The following is an 18,225-nucleotide window of genomic DNA, read 5'->3' on the forward strand; positions in this document are numbered from 1 at the left end:
GCCCGGCAACTCTACGGTCCGCGCGTCAGCGCGCGACAGTGGACGATAAGTTGAGCAGATGCGTCTGACAAAATACGGCCACGCCTGTGTACGGATCGAAGACGGTGACCGGGTGCTGGTGATCGACCCGGGCACGCTGTCCGATCCGGAGTCACTGCGCGGCGCCACCGCCGTGCTGATCACCCACGAGCACGACGATCACATCGACGTCGAGCAGCTCCGGGCGGCCCGCGACAGGAACCCCGCACTGACCGTGCACACCCACGCCGCGCTGGCTTCAGCCCTCGGCGACGGTGCGATCCCGGTCGCCGCGGGGGACACCTTCAGCGCGGGCGGGTTCACCGTGCGCGCCGTCGGCGGGGAGCACGCCGGGGTCGTGGACGACCTGCCCGGCTGCCCCAACCTGGGGTTCATCGTCGACGGCATCTACCACCCGGGCGACTCGCTGTTCGTCCCCGCCGAGGCGGACGCGGTCGAGACGCTGCTGGTGCCGGCGTCCGGGCCGTGGCTGAAGCTCGGCGAGGCGATCGGGTTCGTCCGAGCGGTCGGGCCGGCCCGGGCGTTCCCGATCCACGACGCCCACCTCAACGAGATCGGCCTGGAGACCTTCGACTGGTGGGTGGAGACGAAGGGCGGGGCCGAGTACGCCCGGATCCCGCTGGGCGGCTCGGTCGATCTCGCGCAGTAGCCGCAGTAGCCCCGCGGCTGCCGCCGGCGGTCTCAGTGGCTGCCGCGCAGGTTCAGCAGCACCACGCCCGCGATGATCAGCGCGAGGCCGAGCAGCTGGGGTCTGCCCAGCTGCTCGCCGAAGGCCATCGTGCCTATCGCCGCCACCGCCGCCGTGCCGGCGCCCGACCAGACGGCGTAGGCCACCGAGACCGGGATGTGCTTCAGCGCCTGGCCGAGCAGCAGGAAGGAGAGCACATAGCCCACTCCGACCCCGATGCTCGGCCACAGCTTGCTGAAGCCGTCGGTGAGTTTGAGGCAGCTGGTGGCGCAGACCTCGCTGGCGATGGCGAAGGTGAGCAGCAGATAGGCAGGCATGCTGACTATTCTGCGGGGCTGGTGAGCCCGGCCAGCAACGCGAGGTCGACGCCGACCAGGCTCTCCAGCAGGGTGATCCCCGGCGCGGCGGCGATCGGCACGGCGGACGGCACCGCGAGCACCGCGCAGCCGGCCGCGTGGGCGGAGGCGACGCCCGTCGGGGTGTCCTCCACGGCCACGCACTGCGCCGGGTCCAGGCCCAGGCGCGCGGCGGCGGCCAGGTAGGGGTCCGGCTCGGGTTTGGTGCGCGGGGTGTCCTCGGCGGCCAGCGTGGTGGTGAACCACTGGGTGCCGAGCGTGCGCAGCACCAGGTCGACCACCTCGCGCGGCGAGGCGGAGACCAGCGCGGTGGGCACCGCCGCCTCGTGCAGCGCGGCCAGCAGGGCCAGCGCGCCCGGCCGCGGGATGACCTCGGAGGCCACCTTGCCGGTGAACAACTCCGAGAGCCGCGAGGCCAGTTCGCCCTCGCTGCGGTCGCTCGGCGCCAGTCGGTGCAGGTGCGCCGCGGTGTGTTCGACCGCCTGGCCGAGCACCTCGGGGACGTCGCTGTCGCCCAGGGTCAGGCCCAGCTCGGCCGCGACCTCGGCGCTCGCCTCCCACCACAGGTGCTCGGTGTCGACGAGGGTGCCGTCCATGTCGAAGAGCACGGCGGCGGGGATGGTTCGGGTGCTGCTCATCTGGTTGATCACTGCCCGGCGTTCGTGCGCACGTCCACCAGGACGGGGCGGTCCGGCAGGGTGAGCTCGGCGCTGCCGCCGATCGGGAGCAGCGCGGCCTGCTCGGTGGCCAGGTCGACCTTGACCTCGGTGCCCTCGGGCAGCCTGACGGTGAGCCGGGTGACCGCGCCCAGGAAGCTGGCGCCGATGACCACGGCCGTGCCGTTGGCGGCCGGCTTCAGGCCGACGTTCTCGGGGCGGACCAGCACGTCGAGGTCGCCGGTGGCGGGCACGGTGCCGTCCACCGCGTGGCGGCGGCCGAAGACCTCGACGCCGTCGCCGGAGCGGGTGGCCGGGATCCGGCTCATGGTGCCGACGAACTCCGCGACGAAGGCGGTGGTCGGGCGGGCGTAGAGCTCGGACGGCGTGGCGCACTGCTCCAGCCGGCCCGCGCGCAGCACGGCGACCCGGTCGGCCATCGACAGCGCCTCCTCCTGGTCGTGCGTGACGAACAGCGTCGTGATACCCAGCTCTTGCTGCAAGCGGCGGATCTCTTCACGCAAGTTGAGTCGCACCTTGGCGTCCAGCGCCGACAACGGCTCGTCGAGCAGCAGCACGCGCGGCTGCAGGGCCAGGGCACGGGCCAGCGCGATGCGCTGCTGCTGGCCACCCGACATCTGGTGCGGGAAGTGCTCGGCGCGCTGCGGCAGACCGACCAGCTCCAGCAGCTCCATCGCGCGGGCGCGGCGCTGCGCCTTGCCGGTGCCGCGCATCTTGAGCCCGAAGGCGACGTTGTCGGCCGCCGTCAGGTGCGGGAAGAGGCTGTACGACTGGAAGACCATGCCCGCGTCACGCTTGTGCGCGGGGGTCTTGGTGACGTCCTCCCCGTCGACCAGCACCTCGCCCGAGTCGTGCGTCTCGAAGCCGGCCAGGATCCGCAGCGCCGTCGTCTTGCCGCAGCCGGACGGGCCGAGCAGCGCGAGCAGCTCGCCCGGGTGGACCGTCAGGTCGAGACCGTCCAGCGCCGTGGTCGAGCCGAACGCCCTGCGCAGCGAACGGAACTCGACGGTCGCGCTGCCCGGGTGAAGCGGCACTCCGGTGGGCGGGGCGGTGAGCGGGGTGGTGGTCATGGGGGTGAACTCCTGGAGTAACGGGGGGACGCTGCGGATCAGGAAGCGGTGGATCAGGAAGCGGCGGACTTGCGGCTGCGCCGCTCGCGGCCGACCGCGGAGATCAGCAGCAGCACGATCCAGACGATCATCAGGCTCAGGATCGAGACCGCGACCGACATCTGGCCGTCGTTCTTGCCGTTCGAGGCGATCCACACCGTGAAGGGCGTGAAGCCGAGGATCGAGGCGGTGGTGTACTCGCCGAGCACCAGGGCCACGGTGAGCGCCGAGGCGTTCAGCAGCGAGGTGCGCAGGTTGGGCACAACCACGGAGAAGACGGCGCGCGGGAAGCTCGCACCGCAGCTGCGGGCGGCCTCGACGAGCGTCTTGACGTCCACGGCGCCCAGACCGGCGTCGATCGCGCGGTACGCGAAGGGCAGCGCCATCAGCACGTACGCGATCACCAGGACCACCGGGAAGGTGGGGTTCTGGATGGCCAGGATGGTCTGGAAGAGCGGGGTGTTGGACAGGTAGTCCGGGCCCCAGCGCAGCACGCCGATGATGCCGGTGGTCAGCGCGACCACCGGGACGACCAGTGGGATCGAGCAGATCAGTTCGAGCACCGGGCGCAGCTTGGGCGCGCCCAGCCGGGTCGCGACCATCGCCGGCACCAGCAGGAGCAGCAGGATCGCGACGGTCACCACGGCCAGCTCCAGGCTGAGCCGCAGGCTGTCCGTGAAGCCCGGCGCGCCCAGCAGCTGGGTGTAGGCGCGCAGGCTCCAGGTCTTGGTCATCGGGTTGTCGACGCTGAAGAGCACCGACGCCGCGAGCGGCACCGCGAAGTAGATCCCGGCGAGCAGCAGGACGAAACCGCGCCAGACGCGCAGACGGGAGATCAGGCTAGCCACTTGGCACTCCGGCGCTGGAGGGGAAGGTAGATCGCCATGACGAGGACGGCGATCACGATCATGTCGAGACCGAGCGCGAGGGCGAGGTTGCCCTGGCCGACCAGGACGTTGCCGGACAGCGCGTTGGAGATCTGCAGGCTGATCAGCGGCACCGAGGCGCCCACCATCGCGGCCGCCGTGGCGTACGCGGCGAAGGCCGAGCCGAACAGCAGGATGTAGCCGCCGAGCAGCGAGGGCAGCAGGATCGGCAGACCCACGTGCCGCCAGTACTGCAGGGTGGTGGCGCCGTTGTTGGCCGCCGCCTCGCGCCACTGCACCCGCAGGCCCTCCAGGGCCGGGGTGATGGTGAGGATCATCAGCGGGATCAGGAAGTAGAGGTAGACCACGCTCAGACCGGTGAAGCTGTAGAGGCTCCAGCCGTGCTTGGTGAGGTCCAGCTTCTGGGTGACCTCGCCCGCGTTGCCCAGGGTCGCGACGAACATGAAGGCCAGCGGCACACCGCCGAAGTTGGCCAGCACGCCGGAGCCGGAGCGGACGAACTCGCGCACCAGGCGGAAGCGGGAGGTGGCGATCGCCTGGGCGAGCGGCAGTCCGACGATGGTGCCGATCAGCGCGGTCAGCGCGGCGAGCTTGATGCTGCCGAGCAGGGCCGTCCAGTAGGCGCCCTGGACCGAGTCGGTGATGTTCGACAGCGTGAACGTGCCACCGCCGCCGGGGGAGTCGTCCGAGGTGGTGAAGGCGCCGATGGCGATCGCGATGGCCGGCAGGCCGAAGCCGATCGCGAAGAAGATCAGCAGCGGCAGGGTGGCCAGCCAGGCGCCGCCACGCGGGCGCAGCCGCTTGGCGGTGGTGGGGGTAGGGGTGCGGAGCGCGGTGCTGACGGCCCCCGCGCCGCCACTGAGGGTTTCAGTGGCGGCGGGGGACGGCACCGGGGTGGGAGCCGTGTCATTCATGGTGTTGATCAGCCCGCGATCGCCGCGGCCCAGTTCTGCGTGACGACCTTCTTGGCCGCGTCAGTCTGGGCCTGGGTCGGGAAGGTGGTGAAGGGCTTGGTCACCGTGGGGAGCTTGGAGACGGCGGTCGGGTCCAGGGTGCCCGCGGTCTTCATGGCGTCGAACAGGGCCGGGGTGGCGTAGCCCTTGAGGAAGCCGTTCTGGCCGTCGGCGCTGTAGAGGTACTCCTCCCAGAGGCGAGCGGCGGCCGGGTGCGGTGCCCACTTGTTGATCGCCTGGTTGTAGTACTGCGCGTAGCTGCCGTCCGAGGGGATCGACACCTGCCACTGGATGCCCTGCGAGGCGAACTTGTCGGTGTAGCCGGCGTTCAGGTACGACCAGTCGACCGAGATCGGGGTCTCGCCCTTCTGGATGGTCGCCGGGGTGACCTCGACCGGGTTGAAGTTGCCGGCCTTCTTCAGCTTGCCGAAGAAGTCGATGCCGGGCTGGATGTTGTCCAGCGAACCGCCGTTGGCCAGCGCGGCCGCGTAGACGGCACCGAAGGCGGCACCGGCCTTCGTCGGGTCGCCGTTCAGGGCGACCATGCCCTTGTAGGCCGGGTTCAGCAGGTCCGAGAAGTTCTTCGGGCAGACCGCGACCTTCTTGGCGTCGCAGCCGATCGACATGTAGCCGCCGTAGTCGTTGTAGGACAGGCCGGTGGCGTCCTTCATGCTGTCCGGGATCTGGTCGAAGCCGGTGACCTTGTACGGCGCGAGCAGGCCCTGGCTGGCGGCGCTCAGCGCGAAGGCGCTGCCGAGGTCCACCACGTCGGGGGCGCGGTCCTGGTCCTTGCGCGAGGTGATCGCGTTGATCTCGTCCTGGCTGGAACCGTCCGGGTTCTCGTCCTGGATCTTGATGCCGTACTTCGCGGTGAAGGCGTCCATGATGGCGCCGTAGTTGGCCCAGTCACGGGGGAGGGTGATCGCGTTGAGCGTGCCCTCCTTCTTCGCGGCGGCGACCAGGGCGTCCATGCCGCCGAAGTCGGCGGCGGAGGTCGCGGTCTTCGCGTCCTTGGCCCCGCCCGAAGCGCCGGCGGTGGACGCCGTTCCAGCGGAACCGCAAGCGGAGAGGGAAAGCGCGGCGGCGGTCAGCACGGCCGCGAAGGCGGCGGTGCGGGCACGGTGCGTGGTCACGGGAGAGTCTCCTGGTCGGGGTACGGCACGGGGACGCAAGGGGGTGCACCTTCAGGTGCGGGGAAATTCGAGAGAAGCTTGAGGGGCAGATCAAGTTGGCCAGCCAACTTGTCCTGACGGGGGTAAGTACGCCGGACTCTGATGTCCAGGAGGTGAACGGGCGGCCCAGAACAGGGGTCGGCTACGGGAACGGTCGAGTCCGGTGGGGTGAAACCGGACGCTCAGTCGCACGAACGACCTGGTGGTAGCGGATAAGGTCGGACTCGTCCTCGGCCGCATCCGTGCACAGGACAGCGACTTGGGAGGGACCGGTGGGAAGGGTCATGACTGCCAGCAGCACGCAGGACGAGCAGGCCGCCGCGGAGCCGGGGGGCTCCGCCGTGGTGGACGCCGGGGGTGCGCTGTACCGTCAGGTCGCCGCCGACCTGCGGGAGGCGATCACCACCGGTGCGTACGGCGAGGCCGGCCGGTTGCCCGCCGAGGGCGCGCTGGCCGAGCGCTACGGGGTGTCACGCGGCACCGTCCGCCAGGCGTTGGCCGTGCTGCGCGCCGACGGACTGGTCACCTCGCGCCGTGGCACCCGCCGCGTGGTGCTGGGCAACGCGCGGGTCCAGAGCTTCTCCGAACTGCTCAGCTTCACGCACTGGGCGCGCTCGATGGGGGAGGAGCCCGGCGGTCGCCTGGAATCCCTGATCCGCCGTCCAGCCGACGCCGCCGAACGCGAGCAGCTGCGCCTGGAGCCGGGCGCCGAGGTCTATGTGACGCTGCGCCTGCGCACCCTCTCCGGCACCCCGGTGATGGTCGAGCGCACCGTCTACCCGCAGCACATCGGCCAGTTGGTGGCCCAGTTGCCGCCCGATGTGGTCTCGCACACCGAGCAGCTGCGCGAGCACGGCATCCTCTTCACGGACGCCGACCACACCATCGACGTGGTGGCCGCCAACGCCGAGGACGCCAAGCTCCTCGGCTGCCGCCGCGGCGCCCCGCTGCTGCGCGAGCGCCGCCGCACCACCGACCCCACCGGTACTCCGGTCGAGTGGTCCCAGGACCGCTACCTCCCCGGCACGGTGGCCTTCAGCGTCCACAACTCCCTTGCCACCTCGGCCCTTTCGAGGCACGCCCGGGCCGACGACTGACACCCCCGCGGATATGCCGATGCCCGCCCACCCGTTGTCGGGGTGGGCGGGCATCGGCTTCCGTAGCGCTATGCGAAGCTTCGCTTTGCCACATGCTCCAGCACCGCCAGGTCCATCGGCGTCACCTGGACCGTGGCGAACGCCCCGATCCGTACCGTACGGGTGGCCCGCAGCCGCCGCGCGATGGCGCCCACGGGTGTATCGCCGCGCTCCGACAGCGTGTACGGCCCGGCGAGCAGCTCGGGCGCCCCCGGCCCCTGGCGCCAGCGGATCGCCCCGCCGCCCGCGGCCGGTGCCTCGAGCAGCAGCACGCCGAGCCGCGGCCGCTCCCCGTCCGTCCGCACCGCCCGCGCGAACAGCGTGACGCCGGCGCCCAGTTCGGCGATGTCCAACTCGGCCGACCGCGCCGGGATCACCCCCAGCTTCACCAGCACCCCGTCCGCCCGCCGCCGCAGCATCGCCGACGTGGGCAGCGCCCCCGCCACCGCCTGCTGCCACCGCCGCGGCAACGCCGCCTGCAGCACACCGAGCAGCACCAGCCCGCCGACGAACTCCACCAGCACCAGCAGCAGCCAGGCGCCGTCGGACAGCCCGAAGAGGTTCGGGTTGAGCACCGTCCCCACCAGGATCTGGGCGAAGACGATGGTGTAGCCGATTCGTATCAACGTCCCCATGAGTCTTCCTTTCCCCATGGCCACTGCAGCCCCCATGGCCACCGTCGCCGCAGCTGAACGCTAGGACACCTGCTGACCGGATCGGCGCGCGGGCACCTCGTCGACGGTCGCGGCCGCCTCCACCAGCTCGCTGGTCATCGGCCGCTACTTCAACGGCGACGCCCACAGCAACCCGTTCAAGGGCGCCATCGCGGACGTCTCGGTCCTGCCGTTCGTCCCGAGCACCACCACCGGCCCGATCATCTCCGGCGTCGCGGCCAACAAGTGCATCGACGACAACGGCGCCGGGCAGACGCTCGGCACGGTCATCCAGATGTTCGACTGCAACGGCACTCCCGCCCAGCAGTGGACCGTCAACCCCAACGGCACCCTCAACGTCATGGGTGGCTGCCTCGACAACACCAACGGCGTCTCCACCAACGGCAACCTCCTTGAGTGGTACACCTGCAACGGCACGTACACCCAGCAGTGGATACCCCGCGCGGACGGCTCGTTCATGAACCCGGCCTCGGGCCGCTGCCTGGACGACCCGAACGCCAACGTCACCAACACCACCCGGCTGGAGATCTTCGACTGCAACGGCACGCCCGCGCAGCGCTGGACCACCGGCCTGCTGGCAAGCTGACCCGGTAGCACCGAGTACGGGGCCCGCCCGGCCTGGCACCCAGCCAGGTCGGGCGGGCCCCGCCCCGTTTTCCGGGAGGGCCTCAACCGGCCAGCAGGCCCGCCAGCAGCGGGCGGAAGTGCTCGAAGGACGGCGTCCGGGCGTCGGCCACCTTGGCCTGGTCGTCCAGGCGGCGGACGGTGACGGCGTCGGCGGCGCCCGGGAGGGCGGCGAAGGCGGCGGCCTGCTCGTCGGTCATCGGGCCGCCCTGGACCTGAAGGGTGTACTCGGAGGCCTCGGACAGCTTGGCCCGGTAGCCGGGTTCCACCGTGCAGAGGTAGCGCTTGGCGGCCACGTGCAGGCGGACCGGCTCGGTGACCTCGGGGCCGAACCACTGGGCCAGCCAGTCGGCGCCGGTCTCGCTGTGGCGGTTGTCCGTCCCCTCCATCAACTGCCGTCCGCTGACGACTCCGTGGCTGTGCTGGTCGACGCCGTGGCCGTCGACGCTGTGCTCGTCGAACAGGTGGCCGACATCGTGCAGCAGGGCGGCGGCGACCAGTTCGTCCGGCGCCCCGGAACGCTGCGCCAGCGCGCCGGCCTGCAGCATGTGCTCGGCCATGGTGACCACCTCGCCGAGGTACTCACCGGCGCCCGCGCCCTCGAACAGCTCCTGCAGGGTGTCCAGTGCGGCGATCCGGCGGTCCAGCACGGCGAGCGTGGAGGCGAGCGAGTCGAGGTCGGCGTAGCAGCCCTGCAGGTGGCGGTGGCCGTCCTGCTCGAAGGCGGTGCGGGCGTGCAGCAGGCGGACGTTGTCGAAGATCAGGCAGTCGCCGGGGCCGAGCCGGAACTCCAGCTGGAGCTCGGGGCGCAGCGTGATCGCGGCGAACGTCCGGTAGGCGGCGTAGAAGGCGTCCAGCTCGGCGGTCGGCAGCCGCAGCGTGCCGATCGAGCGGTTGTTGAAGCGCACCTCGCGGATTCGGCCGGTGGCGTCGACCTCGATCAGCGGCCGGTCGGCGCGCAGCTCGGTGTGCCGGTCGCGGAAGGCGAAGGGGACCAGGGTGCGGGTCAGCACCGCGAAGTCCTCGGGCGCCTCGGTGCGCAGCAGGTCCGCGGCCCGGAAGCCGTCCACCAGCCCGGAGTCACCGCCGGCGGCGGCGTTCTCCAGGCAGTGCAGCAGCTGCAGGGTGGGCACGGGGTCGCGGTACGGGTTGTCGGTGTGCGGCGTGATCGCGACGCTGGTGAACGCCAGGTTGTTGGGGTCGGGCTCGACCCGGACGTCGAACAGCTCGCCGTAGTTGGTCGATCGGACGTAGCCGAAGGTCTCCGCCACCGCCAGCACCTGCCGGTCGACCGCCGGCACCCCGCGCAGCACCGCGAAGCCGAGCCGCTGCACCGCGCGCAGCACCGCCGCCTGCTCGGCGGGGTCGGTCAGGTACTCCTCCCAGGGCGCCTCGGGCAGGCCGGCGGCGAAGTCGGCGGCCTGCCACAGGCGCTTGCCCTGCTCGGTGCGGTGGTCGTCCTGGTGCGTCTGCTCCAGCCAGGACAGCGGGTAGCGCGAGCGGTGCCCGTCCGACCAGTCGATCGTCAACTGCTTCCCGTCCTGCTCCTGGTGACTGATCGTCAGATCGTCCGGGAGGTCGGTGATCTGGAACAGCTTCTGCCCGTTGCGGGGGTCGCGGCAGTCCGTGCAGGGGCAGTTGTCGCGCAGCCAGTACGGGGAGAGCGGCATGGGTGTTCCTTCCTCGGAGGCGACGAAGTTGTATAGCCAACTCTGTCGTTTGGAACACCGTGCCGGGTGGCGGTGAGGCGCGGGTGTCGGGCAGGTGAAGCGTGCGGAAACACTTCGCCCGGCGGTCTTGGTGTGCAGTCGTTGCCTCAAGTTGTACAGACAACTTGGCCCATATTCGTTCGAATTCGTGTAGCGTCAGCGCTCGTGTCCAGCTCACTGCTCGCAACTGTCCTCGCGCTGACCTCGGCCCTGATGCACGCCTCCTGGAACGCGGCGGTCAAGTCCGGCGCCGACCGCCTGACCGCCGTCGGGGTGGTCGACGCGACGGCGCTGGTGATCTGCGCGGCCGCCGCACCGTTCGTCCTGCCGCCCTCCGGCGCCGCCTGGACCTTCATCGGCCTCTCGCTGGTGCTCAACACCGTCTTCCGGCTCTGCCTGGTCCGGGCCTACCAGCTCGGCGACTTCGGCCAGATGTACCCGATCATCCGCGGCATCTCCCCACTGGCCGTCGCCGCGCTCTCCGTGCTGGTGCTGCACCAGTCGCTGACCGCCTTGGCCTGGACGGGAGTTGTGGTGATCTCCGCGGGCATCAGCAGCCTGGTGCTGGCGGGCGGCCGGGCCGGCTTCCGGCCGCTGCCCATCGCCTACGCGCTCGTCGCGGGCCTGTGCGTGGCCGGCTACACGGCCTCCGATGCCGCGGGCCTGCACACCGGCGCCGGGCTGCTGAGCTACACCGTCTACCTGTTCCTGGTCGAGAGCGTCCCGATGCCACTGATCACGGCGGCCGTCCGACGCCGCCGCGTCCTGGACTACCTGCGCACCGACTGGCGCACCGGCCTGCTCGGCGGCCTCGCCGCGCTGCTCTCCTACGTCCTGATGCTGGCCGCCCTCTCGCTGGGCGCCGTCGCCCGGGTCGAGGCGCTGCGCGAGACCAGCATCATCCTGGCCGCCGGGATCGGGGCGCTCTTCTTCAAGGAGGCGATGGGCCGCCACCGGATCGTCTGCGCGGTGATCGTCACCGGCGGCATCGTGCTGGTGAGCATGTAAGCCGTGCCGCTGATCGTCGGCGTCGCTGGTCACCGTCGTACCCGGCTGACGACCGCCTGGCGCGGGTCGTAGAGTCGGGGCCATGAGCGATGGCGCGGTGCTGCACATCAAGGGTCGGGTGCTGGTCGGCCCCGAGGACGTCCGGGACGAACTCTGGGTGGTGGACGGCCGGGTGGCGTACGACCGGCCGGCCGGCGCGCGGGACGTCCGGACGGTCAGCGGCTGGGTGCTGCCCGGCCTGGTGGACGCGCACTGCCACGTCGGCCTGGACGCGCACGGCGCGGTGGACGAGGCGACCAGCGAGAAGCAGGCGCTCACCGACCGCGACACCGGCACGCTGCTGATCCGCGACGCCGGCTCGGCCGCCGACACCCGCTGGATCGACGACCGCGAGGACCTGCCGCGGATCATCCGGGCCGGCCGCCACATCGCCCGCACCCGCCGCTACATCCGCAACTACGCGCACGAGATCGAGCCCGAGGTGCTGGCCGAGTACGTGGTCCAGGAGGCCCGGCGCGGCGACGGCTGGGTCAAGCTGGTCGGCGACTGGATCGACCGCGACCGGGGTGACCTGGCCGCCTGCTGGCCCGCCGACGCGCTGAAGGCCGCGATCGCCGCCGCCCACGCCGAGGGCGCGCGGGTCACCGCGCACTGCTTCGCCGCCGAGTCGCTGCCCGACCTGCTGGCCGCCGGGATCGACTGCGTCGAGCACGCCACCGGTCTGACCGAGGAGCTGATCCCGCAGTTCGCCGAGCGCGGCGTGGCGATCGTGCCGACCCTGGTGAACATCGCGACCTTCCCGGACCTGGCGGCCGGCGGCGAGTCCAAGTTCCCCGCCTGGTCGGCCCACATGCGACGGCTGCACGAGCGCCGCTACGACACCGTGGGCGCCGCGTACCAGGCCGGCGTGCCGATCTTCGTCGGGACGGACGCGGGCGGCTCGCTCGCCCACGGCCTGGTCGCCCAGGAGGTCGCCGAACTCGTCAAGGCCGGCCTGCCGCCCACCGCCGCACTCTCGGCGGCCAGTTGGTCCGCTCGCCAGTGGCTGGGCCGGGACGGCCTGACCGAGGGCGCGTCAGCCGACCTGGTGGTCTACGCCGAGGACCCGCGCGCCGACGTCCGCGTCCTGGCGGACCCGCGGCTGGTGGTCCTCCGCGGCCGCCCGACCGGCTGAACACCGGGTCCACACTGGGCCGATAGGGTGGTGGGCATGGCACCGCGTCCGCTGCACGAGATTGTTGAACCCGGCTGGGCCAAGGCCCTTGAGCCGGTGGCCGGGCGGGTTGCCGCCATGGGTGACTTCCTGCGCGGTGAGCTTGCCGCCGGGAGGACGTACCTGCCGTCCGGGCCCAACGTGCTGCGGGCGTTCCAGCAGCCGTTCGACGACGTCCGGGTGCTGATCATGGGCCAGGACCCGTATCCGACGCCCGGACATGCGGTGGGGCTGAGCTTCTCGGTCGCCCCCGAGGTCCGGCCGATCCCGGGCAGCCTGATCAACATCTACCGCGAGTACGGTCAGGATCTCGGCTACCCGCCGCCCAGCAACGGGGACTTGACGCCGTGGACCGGGCAGGGCGTGCTGCTGCTCAACCGCGCGCTGACCACCGCGCCCGGCAAGCCCGCGGCGCACCGCGGCAAGGGCTGGGAGGAGGTCACCGAGCAGGCCATCCGCGCCCTGGTGGCCCGCGGGACCCCGCTGGTGGCGATCCTCTGGGGCCGCGACGCCCGCAACCTGCGTCCGCTGCTCGGCCAGGTGCCGGCGATCGAGTCGGCGCACCCGAGCCCGATGTCGGCCGACCGCGGGTTCTTCGGCTCCCGCCCGTTCAGCCGCGCCAACGATATGCTGGTCAAGCAGGGCAGCCAGCCAGTTGACTGGCGTCTGCCCTAGCGGCACGCCCACACCGATAGGGCGGGAACGACGGTCGGGGGAAACTCAGTTCAGGAGCGATGGCCAGCTGGTTCTGGATACGGGCAGTCACTCAAGTGGGTCCCATGCACCGTTGAAGAGGGCCAGCTCGAGCATGTCGGGTGCTGAGGTTGGCCACTCGGTGACAACCACTTCGAGCTGCTTCGACGCAGCGGCCATCCAGTCCAGGTAGACGTCGTATCGGTGAGCGGTCCACCCTCTGTCGGACCAAATCCAGGCCGCGAGCTCCGCGCTGGATGGCAGGCAGATGCTTTGCGCAACCTGGGTGGCGTGAGCGCGGAGCGTACGGGCCACGCGTTGGTCCAGGATCAGGGCTTCGGGACCAGCCGGTGCGCTCATCGTGAGGTTGAGGAAGTAGAGGTACTTGGTAAAGAACGCGGGTCCCAGTCCTTTCACAGCGCCAGCTCCGTCCAGGAAGCGGTACGCGGCGACGGCGCCCTTCTCCTGCAGGGTCTTTGCCGCCTCCTCAAGGGAGGTGGAGACTCGGGGTTGAGCGAGGATCTCCGTCAGCCGGTGAGGGCCGTATCCTGTCCGCCCTTGACCCCAGATGTAGGAGGCGGTCAAGGCCTCTGGCCAAGCACCACGCGTGGTGGCCTCCTGGACGGCTGAGACGACCTGGCTCCGGCTGACGGCCGCGGCGGCCTTACTCGTCCGGCTGCCAAACGAGGGCGGCCATGGGTCTACCTCTGTCCAATGTGCAGGCGCGTACTCGACTGTGTGGGCTCCGACGCCGACGGCGTAACGAGCCCGTGTCCCGGTCAGCCAGTCGTTCAGCGCCGCAACTGCCGTCACGGGAAGGAGTCTTCTGAGTATCTCCGCATCCAGTGCATCGGCCAGGTCCTGCCGCGTCAAATGCCCTCCCTTGCCGCGAGCTTCCAGCATCAGATCCAACCACGCCGCGCTACTGCATCTCGCAGAACCGTCAGCTCTGACTCCTGCCTCGTGCCGCCGCCCACTGGTGGAACGGACGATCGCACCTTGACTATCCAGGCTGCGCGTTTCCCGCTGAAGATCCCCGCCGCGGCCAACTGGTCGGGGGTCGGTAGCGCTGACAGCCTGCTCTACGTTGGCTGCGGTTCGAGATCTAGGTCGATTCGCTTCCATTCTCGTGCTGCGACGGTGTAGGAGTGCAGCTCGCCCAGCTGGCGGACGGATTCCTCCACTGCCCGGGCACGCAGTTCGATGCCCTGCTCGTTGTGCCCTGAGTCGCGGAGAGTGATGGCAAGGTTTACCTGGCTGGCGATGGCGTCTGGGTGGTTGGGGCTGTAACGCTGGCAAAGCCCCGCGTATGCTGCCCGCCCCAACTCAACGGCTCTGTCCAACTCCCCCTGCACAGCGTATGCGTTAGCCAAGTTGACAACGGCGCCAAGGGTAAAGGGGTGGTCGGAGCCAAGAGCCTGCCGCAGCTCGGCAACGGCGTGTTCGCCTTGCCGAGCTGCCTCACCAATCTCTCCGACCTTGCGTAGGTATATGCCGAGGTTGTTGGCGCAGGCCAGGGTGAACGGGTGGTTGCTGCCGAAGAGTTGCTGGTGGCCGACATAGAGCTGGCGGGCCAGGTCGCGGGCCGCGTCGTTGTCGCCGGCGGCGCTGTAGTCGGCGGCGAGGTTGACGGCGCAGGCCAGGGTGTCGGGGGCGTTCTCGCCGTACCGTTCCAGGTAGCGCTCGTAGGTCTCCTTGGTGAGACGGCGGCCCTCCGCCTGCCGGCCGGCCTTGCGCAGTGCCACGGCCAGCGCCGTGGCGTTGCGCAGGACCTCCGGCACGTCGATGTCGAGGGTCTCGGCGTAGGCCTCGTCGACTTCCTGGTGGATCGCCACCGACTGCTCGTAGTCGCCCTGTTCGCGCAGGTCGCGGGCGAGGTTGGACTTGCTGGAGAGGGTGTAGGGGTGCTTGGGGCCGAGCACCAGGGCGCGCCGGTCCAGGGTGTCCTGGTCGAGTTCCAGGGCGGCCGCGCTGTCGCCGACCAGCCGGTAGTCGATGGCCAGGTTGTTGGCGATCGACAGGGTGCGCGGGTTGTCCTCGCCGAACTGCTCGCGGAACCTCTCCAGGATCTCCTGGTCCAGTTCCAGCGCCTTGGCGAACTCGCCGAGCGCCCGGCGGGCGGCGCTCAGCGAGCTGGCGGTCATCAGGGTGGAGGGGTGCTGCTCGCCGAGCACCCGGCGCTGGCGCTCCAAGGTGTCCTCGTCCAGTTCCATGGCGGTGGCGTACTGGCCCTGGGAGCGGATCACGTTGGCGAGCTGGAAGCGCACCAGCAGGGTCTGCCGGTCGTCCTCGCCGAGCTTGGCGGTCCAGGCCTCGTCCAGCAGGTGGCCGGTGCGGCGAGCCTGGGGGTACTCGCTGCGCCTCCACAGGTACTGGACCCGGTCGATCATCAGCTGGCGGGTGCCTGGCTCTTCGCAGTCGTGTGCTCGGGACGGCGTCAGGTGGGGCCAGATCTCCTCGAAGGCGGGCCAGTTGGCCGGATCGTCGGTGCCCCCGATGTCCGGGCGGGCTCTGACGAGGATCCGGTGCACCTCGTGGGTGGCGTCATGCTGCTCCTCAGAAGTCATCTCCGAGCGGACGACGGCCTGTACCAGTCGGTGCACCTGGAAGCTGTTGCTGCTGCTGTCGACCTTCGCCAAGGCGTACCGGCCGATCGCCTGGATCGCAGTGCCTAGCATGATGTCGCCCTCAAAGCCTGGGTCGTACATCCGCAGGGCATGGCTCAACTGGCCGCCGTAGAAGAGCCTCATCGAGATCGGCTCGGGTGCGAAGAACGCGCAGAGCTGCAGAAGCCGCGCCGCAGCCGGGGACTGCTCGCGCAGCCGCGCGATGGAAACGCGCCACGTGGCGCCGACCGAGGTCGGATAGTCCGCCGGCGCGCCCCCAGCAGCGAGGACCTTGGTGGTCTCACCGCGCAGGTGGTTGACATAGGTGATTGCCGGCATCCCGGTTGTGTCAAGCCAGGCGGAGGCTACCGCGACAGCTAGGGGGAGGTCGCCAACGGCGTCGGCAACCTGGTCAGCGTCATTTCGGGACAGACCGCGGACCCGTCGGCACAGGTGCTCGATGCTCTCAGCCCGGTCGAACACGTCAACACTCAGCACATCGGCCAGAGCAGACCAGTTCTGGGTGCGGGAGCTGACCAGAATGTGGCCGGGGCCGTCCGGGAAGTGGCGTCGGACCGCGACAGGGTCGTCCGCGTTGTCGAAGATCAGCAGCCATCTCGCGGTCGGGACTCCCCGGCGGAGTGCGTCGCGAGCGGCTTCAGCCAATTGGTGAAGGTCATCGCTGACCTTGAGGTTCAGGCTCCTGGCAAGTTCGCCGAGCGACCGGACCGTCGTCTCCGGTTGCTCGGCGTCGATCCACCACACCAGGTCGTACTCCGACTTGTACCGGTGCGCGTACTCCAAGGCCAACTGCGTCTTGCCGACACCACCAAGTCCGTACAGCGTCTGCGGCAGTGCAAGCAGCGCAGTCGTGCCTTCAGCGAGCTTCGCGTGCAGGATCTCCAAGGTCCTGGTTCGGCCGGTGAACAGCGGGTTCCGTTGTGGCACTGACCAGTACTGAGGCCCAAGACCAGTGGCTTGCGCCGTCTCAGGAGCGGACCGATTTTCGTTGGGCGGAAGAAGCAGGTCACCGTTGATGACCACACCGATGGAATGCGCCGCTACCCCCCGCTCGCCCTCGGCAACGATCCGCTCCCGCTCCGCTGAGCTGTCAGGTGCGCTCACCGCTGGATTGAGTTGTTGTCACCATTGATCACGGTCCCAATCTGATGGGCCGCTATGCCTCGCTCGCCGGTCGCCGTGACGGTGACCTGCGGAACGCTCGGCAGCATGGCAACGATCTCCGCGCGCAGACCGTCGTCCTCCCGCAGAGCACGCTCGATTTGAAGGCGCAGGTAGGCAGCGGCTTCGACGCTGCCCGGCTCGGCCTTGGCATCGCCGACGGCGACCGCCAGGGCCGCCTGGTCGGGACGCCCGCGGCGCCGCCATACCGCCTGCAGGATTCGCTGTCCAAGGTTCGCTGTCGCGTCCGCCGCCGCATCCTGGGCCCGCGTGAACACCGCAGTACCGTACGCACTGGCTGCCGCGCTCAGGTAGGGCCCTGCCTGCTCCGCCAGCTGCACCAACTCGGATGACATGGCCGCTCCTTGATCCACGTGGTGAGCGTTCTACTAGCGTCAACATAGCCGAGAGATCTGATGCTCAGTCACTGAAGATGCAGAACATCTCGATGGGGGAGACCGCATCCCTTGCTGGTCCCGGCGATCCAGGTCAAGGACGGCGACCCGCACTCGTTGTCGGTCGCCCCGCCCCGCCCCGGACATGGACCTTGGCCCGGCCCGCCTGCACGAACTGCTGTGCTCTGGACGCGGCGTCGTGCTCGACCCGGACGACTCCTGCGCTGAGGCCGCCACGCCCTGGCTGGACCGGGTGGGCCGCGTCGGCTGGTGGGCCTCCGCCGCGCCGATGCTCATCCGCCCGGACGGCTGCGTCTGCTGGGCCTCCGCCGCGCCGGAGGCCTTGCGACTCTCTCTCGCCCGCTGGTTCGGCGCCCCGAAGCCGACCGCCACGCCAACTACCCGCTTAAGGGGGCGGTGAGCCAGAAGGCGCCGCTATCGGATCCGTTATCCGCGCATGCGGTGGGGCTGAGCTTCTCGGTCGCCCCCGAGGTCCGGCCGATCCCGGGCAGCCTGATCAACATCTACCGCGAGTACGGTCAGGATCTCGGCTACCCGCCGCCCAGCAACGGGGACTTGACGCCGTGGACCGGGCAGGGCGTGCTGCTGCTCAACCGCGCGCTGACCACCGCGCCCGGCAAGCCCGCGGCGCACCGCGGCAAGGGCTGGGAGGAGGTCACCGAGCAGGCCATCCGCGCCCTGGTGGCCCGCGGGACCCCGCTGGTGGCGATCCTCTGGGGCCGCGACGCCCGCAACCTGCGTCCGCTGCTCGGCCAGGTGCCGGCGATCGAATCGGCGCACCCGAGCCCGATGTCCGCCGATCGCGGCTTCTTCGGCTCCCGCCCGTTCAGCCGTGCCAACGACCTGCTGGTCAAGCAGGGCGCGCAGCCGGTGGATTGGCGTCTCCCGTAACGCTGAACTTCGGGCCAGTGTCCAAGGTCCGTCCTCGCGCGCCCATGCGTCGCCGGCAACGGCGGAGTGCGGAGTGCGGAGTATGGAGCGGAGCGTTCAAGCGGCCGTGCCTGCCTGCTCCAGGAGTTGGGCGGTGGCCTCCCGCAGGCGGCGTTCCCGGTCGCGGTCCTGGGCGACGGGCTGTACTTCGGT

General features: G+C 70.3%; 19 protein-coding genes and 1 pseudogene. 8 read left to right on the forward strand and 12 right to left on the reverse strand.

Features of this window, described 5'->3' with window-relative positions:
- The first annotated feature begins 58 nt into the window (after positions 1 to 58).
- A complete protein-coding gene (locus P3T34_RS28375; protein ID WP_280668868.1) occupies positions 59 to 688 on the forward strand; it encodes an MBL fold metallo-hydrolase in 630 nt (209 codons plus the stop codon).
- Between the two features lie 32 nt (positions 689 to 720).
- Here P3T34_RS28375 and P3T34_RS28380 read toward each other — a convergent pair whose 3' ends face one another.
- The 6 genes from P3T34_RS28380 to P3T34_RS28405 are packed head-to-tail and all read right to left on the reverse strand — an operon-like array spanning position 721 to position 5,842.
- Positions 721 to 1,044: a multidrug efflux SMR transporter gene (locus tag P3T34_RS28380; protein ID WP_280668869.1), complete on the reverse strand. Its 324-nt coding sequence runs from the start codon at positions 1,042 to 1,044 to the stop codon at positions 721 to 723.
- A gap of 5 nt (positions 1,045 to 1,049) precedes the next feature.
- Complete coding sequence (locus P3T34_RS28385) at positions 1,050 to 1,721, reverse strand: HAD family phosphatase (protein WP_280668870.1); 672 nt, start codon at positions 1,719 to 1,721, stop codon at positions 1,050 to 1,052.
- Positions 1,722 to 1,729: 8 nt separating this feature from the next.
- Positions 1,730 to 2,830, reverse strand: a complete 1,101-nt coding sequence (locus P3T34_RS28390) for an ABC transporter ATP-binding protein (RefSeq protein WP_280668871.1) — start codon at positions 2,828 to 2,830, stop codon at positions 1,730 to 1,732.
- A gap of 53 nt (positions 2,831 to 2,883) precedes the next feature.
- On the reverse strand, positions 2,884 to 3,705 hold the full coding sequence (locus P3T34_RS28395; RefSeq protein WP_280672453.1) for an ABC transporter permease subunit: 822 nt from the start codon (positions 3,703 to 3,705) through the stop codon (positions 2,884 to 2,886).
- Entirely contained in the window at positions 3,705 to 4,670 is a 966-nt protein-coding gene (locus P3T34_RS28400) for an ABC transporter permease subunit (RefSeq protein WP_280668872.1), read from the reverse strand. Before P3T34_RS28400 ends, P3T34_RS28395 begins: the two co-directional genes overlap by 1 nt.
- Positions 4,671 to 4,678: 8 nt before the next feature.
- Complete coding sequence (locus P3T34_RS28405) at positions 4,679 to 5,842, reverse strand: ABC transporter substrate-binding protein (protein ID WP_280668873.1); 1,164 nt, start codon at positions 5,840 to 5,842, stop codon at positions 4,679 to 4,681.
- Positions 5,843 to 6,165: 323 nt separating this feature from the next.
- Between P3T34_RS28405 and P3T34_RS28410 the strand changes: the two genes are divergently transcribed.
- Positions 6,166 to 6,978, forward strand: a complete 813-nt coding sequence (locus P3T34_RS28410; RefSeq protein ID WP_280668874.1) for a GntR family transcriptional regulator — start codon at positions 6,166 to 6,168, stop codon at positions 6,976 to 6,978.
- 68 nt (positions 6,979 to 7,046) lie between these two features.
- On the opposite strand, the gene P3T34_RS28415 is transcribed toward P3T34_RS28410, so the two are convergent.
- Both P3T34_RS28415 and P3T34_RS28420 read right to left on the reverse strand, forming a co-directional pair.
- Positions 7,047 to 7,652 carry a hypothetical protein gene (locus P3T34_RS28415; protein WP_280668875.1) on the reverse strand — a complete coding sequence of 202 codons (606 nt, stop codon included), beginning with the start codon at positions 7,650 to 7,652 and terminating at the stop codon, positions 7,047 to 7,049.
- Between the two features lie 144 nt (positions 7,653 to 7,796).
- The gene (locus P3T34_RS28420; RefSeq protein ID WP_280668876.1) at positions 7,797 to 7,979 is read right to left on the reverse strand and encodes a hypothetical protein; all 183 of its coding nucleotides are present in this window, start codon (positions 7,977 to 7,979) and stop codon (positions 7,797 to 7,799) included.
- Here P3T34_RS28420 and P3T34_RS28425 point away from each other — a divergent pair.
- Complete coding sequence (locus tag P3T34_RS28425) at positions 7,921 to 8,277, forward strand: ricin-type beta-trefoil lectin domain protein (RefSeq protein ID WP_280672455.1); 357 nt, start codon at positions 7,921 to 7,923, stop codon at positions 8,275 to 8,277. The genes P3T34_RS28420 and P3T34_RS28425 overlap by 59 nt on opposite strands.
- An 82-nt stretch (positions 8,278 to 8,359) precedes the next feature.
- On the opposite strand, the gene P3T34_RS28430 is transcribed toward P3T34_RS28425, so the two are convergent.
- Positions 8,360 to 10,135: a TauD/TfdA family dioxygenase gene (locus P3T34_RS28430; RefSeq protein ID WP_280668877.1), complete on the reverse strand. Its 1,776-nt coding sequence runs from the start codon at positions 10,133 to 10,135 to the stop codon at positions 8,360 to 8,362.
- Positions 10,136 to 10,189: 54 nt separating this feature from the next.
- Between P3T34_RS28430 and P3T34_RS28435 the strand changes: the two genes are divergently transcribed.
- The 3 genes from P3T34_RS28435 to P3T34_RS28445 all read left to right on the forward strand — a co-directional run bounded on the left by P3T34_RS28435 (position 10,190) and on the right by P3T34_RS28445 (position 12,920).
- Positions 10,190 to 11,032, forward strand: coding sequence for an EamA family transporter (locus P3T34_RS28435; RefSeq protein ID WP_280668878.1), 843 nt, complete (start codon positions 10,190 to 10,192; stop codon positions 11,030 to 11,032).
- Between the two features lie 82 nt (positions 11,033 to 11,114).
- Positions 11,115 to 12,206 carry an amidohydrolase family protein gene (locus P3T34_RS28440; RefSeq protein WP_280668879.1) on the forward strand — a complete coding sequence of 364 codons (1,092 nt, stop codon included), beginning with the start codon at positions 11,115 to 11,117 and terminating at the stop codon, positions 12,204 to 12,206.
- A gap of 36 nt (positions 12,207 to 12,242) precedes the next feature.
- Positions 12,243 to 12,920 (forward strand): uracil-DNA glycosylase, encoded by a 678-nt coding sequence (locus P3T34_RS28445; protein ID WP_280668880.1) that lies wholly within the window; start codon positions 12,243 to 12,245, stop codon positions 12,918 to 12,920.
- An 87-nt stretch (positions 12,921 to 13,007) separates the two neighbouring features.
- Here P3T34_RS28445 and P3T34_RS28450 read toward each other — a convergent pair whose 3' ends face one another.
- The 3 genes from P3T34_RS28450 to P3T34_RS28460 all read right to left on the reverse strand — a co-directional run bounded on the left by P3T34_RS28450 (position 13,008) and on the right by P3T34_RS28460 (position 17,082).
- Complete coding sequence (locus tag P3T34_RS28450; RefSeq protein ID WP_348534761.1) at positions 13,008 to 13,841, reverse strand: hypothetical protein; 834 nt, start codon at positions 13,839 to 13,841, stop codon at positions 13,008 to 13,010.
- Positions 13,842 to 14,020: 179 nt separating this feature from the next.
- Positions 14,021 to 16,492 carry an FxSxx-COOH system tetratricopeptide repeat protein gene (gene fxsT, locus P3T34_RS28455; RefSeq protein ID WP_280668882.1) on the reverse strand — a complete coding sequence of 824 codons (2,472 nt, stop codon included), beginning with the start codon at positions 16,490 to 16,492 and terminating at the stop codon, positions 14,021 to 14,023.
- Between the two features lie 173 nt (positions 16,493 to 16,665).
- A complete protein-coding gene (locus tag P3T34_RS28460) occupies positions 16,666 to 17,082 on the reverse strand; it encodes a hypothetical protein (protein ID WP_280668884.1) in 417 nt (138 codons plus the stop codon).
- 184 nt (positions 17,083 to 17,266) lie between these two features.
- On the opposite strand from P3T34_RS28460, the gene P3T34_RS39985 reads away from it, so the two are divergent.
- Together P3T34_RS39985 and P3T34_RS28465 are read left to right on the forward strand one after the other, a co-directional pair.
- Entirely contained in the window at positions 17,267 to 17,542 is a 276-nt protein-coding gene (locus tag P3T34_RS39985) for a hypothetical protein (protein WP_348534704.1), read from the forward strand.
- A gap of 35 nt (positions 17,543 to 17,577) precedes the next feature.
- Positions 17,578 to 18,033 (forward strand): annotated as a pseudogene (locus tag P3T34_RS28465) (uracil-DNA glycosylase); the annotation flags it as partial.
- Positions 18,034 to 18,225: the final 192 nt, after the last annotated feature.

Origin of the sequence: Kitasatospora sp. MAP12-44, from assembly GCF_029892095.1 — a bacterium.
In the GTDB taxonomy this organism is placed as follows: Bacteria; Actinomycetota; Actinomycetes; order Streptomycetales; family Streptomycetaceae; genus Kitasatospora.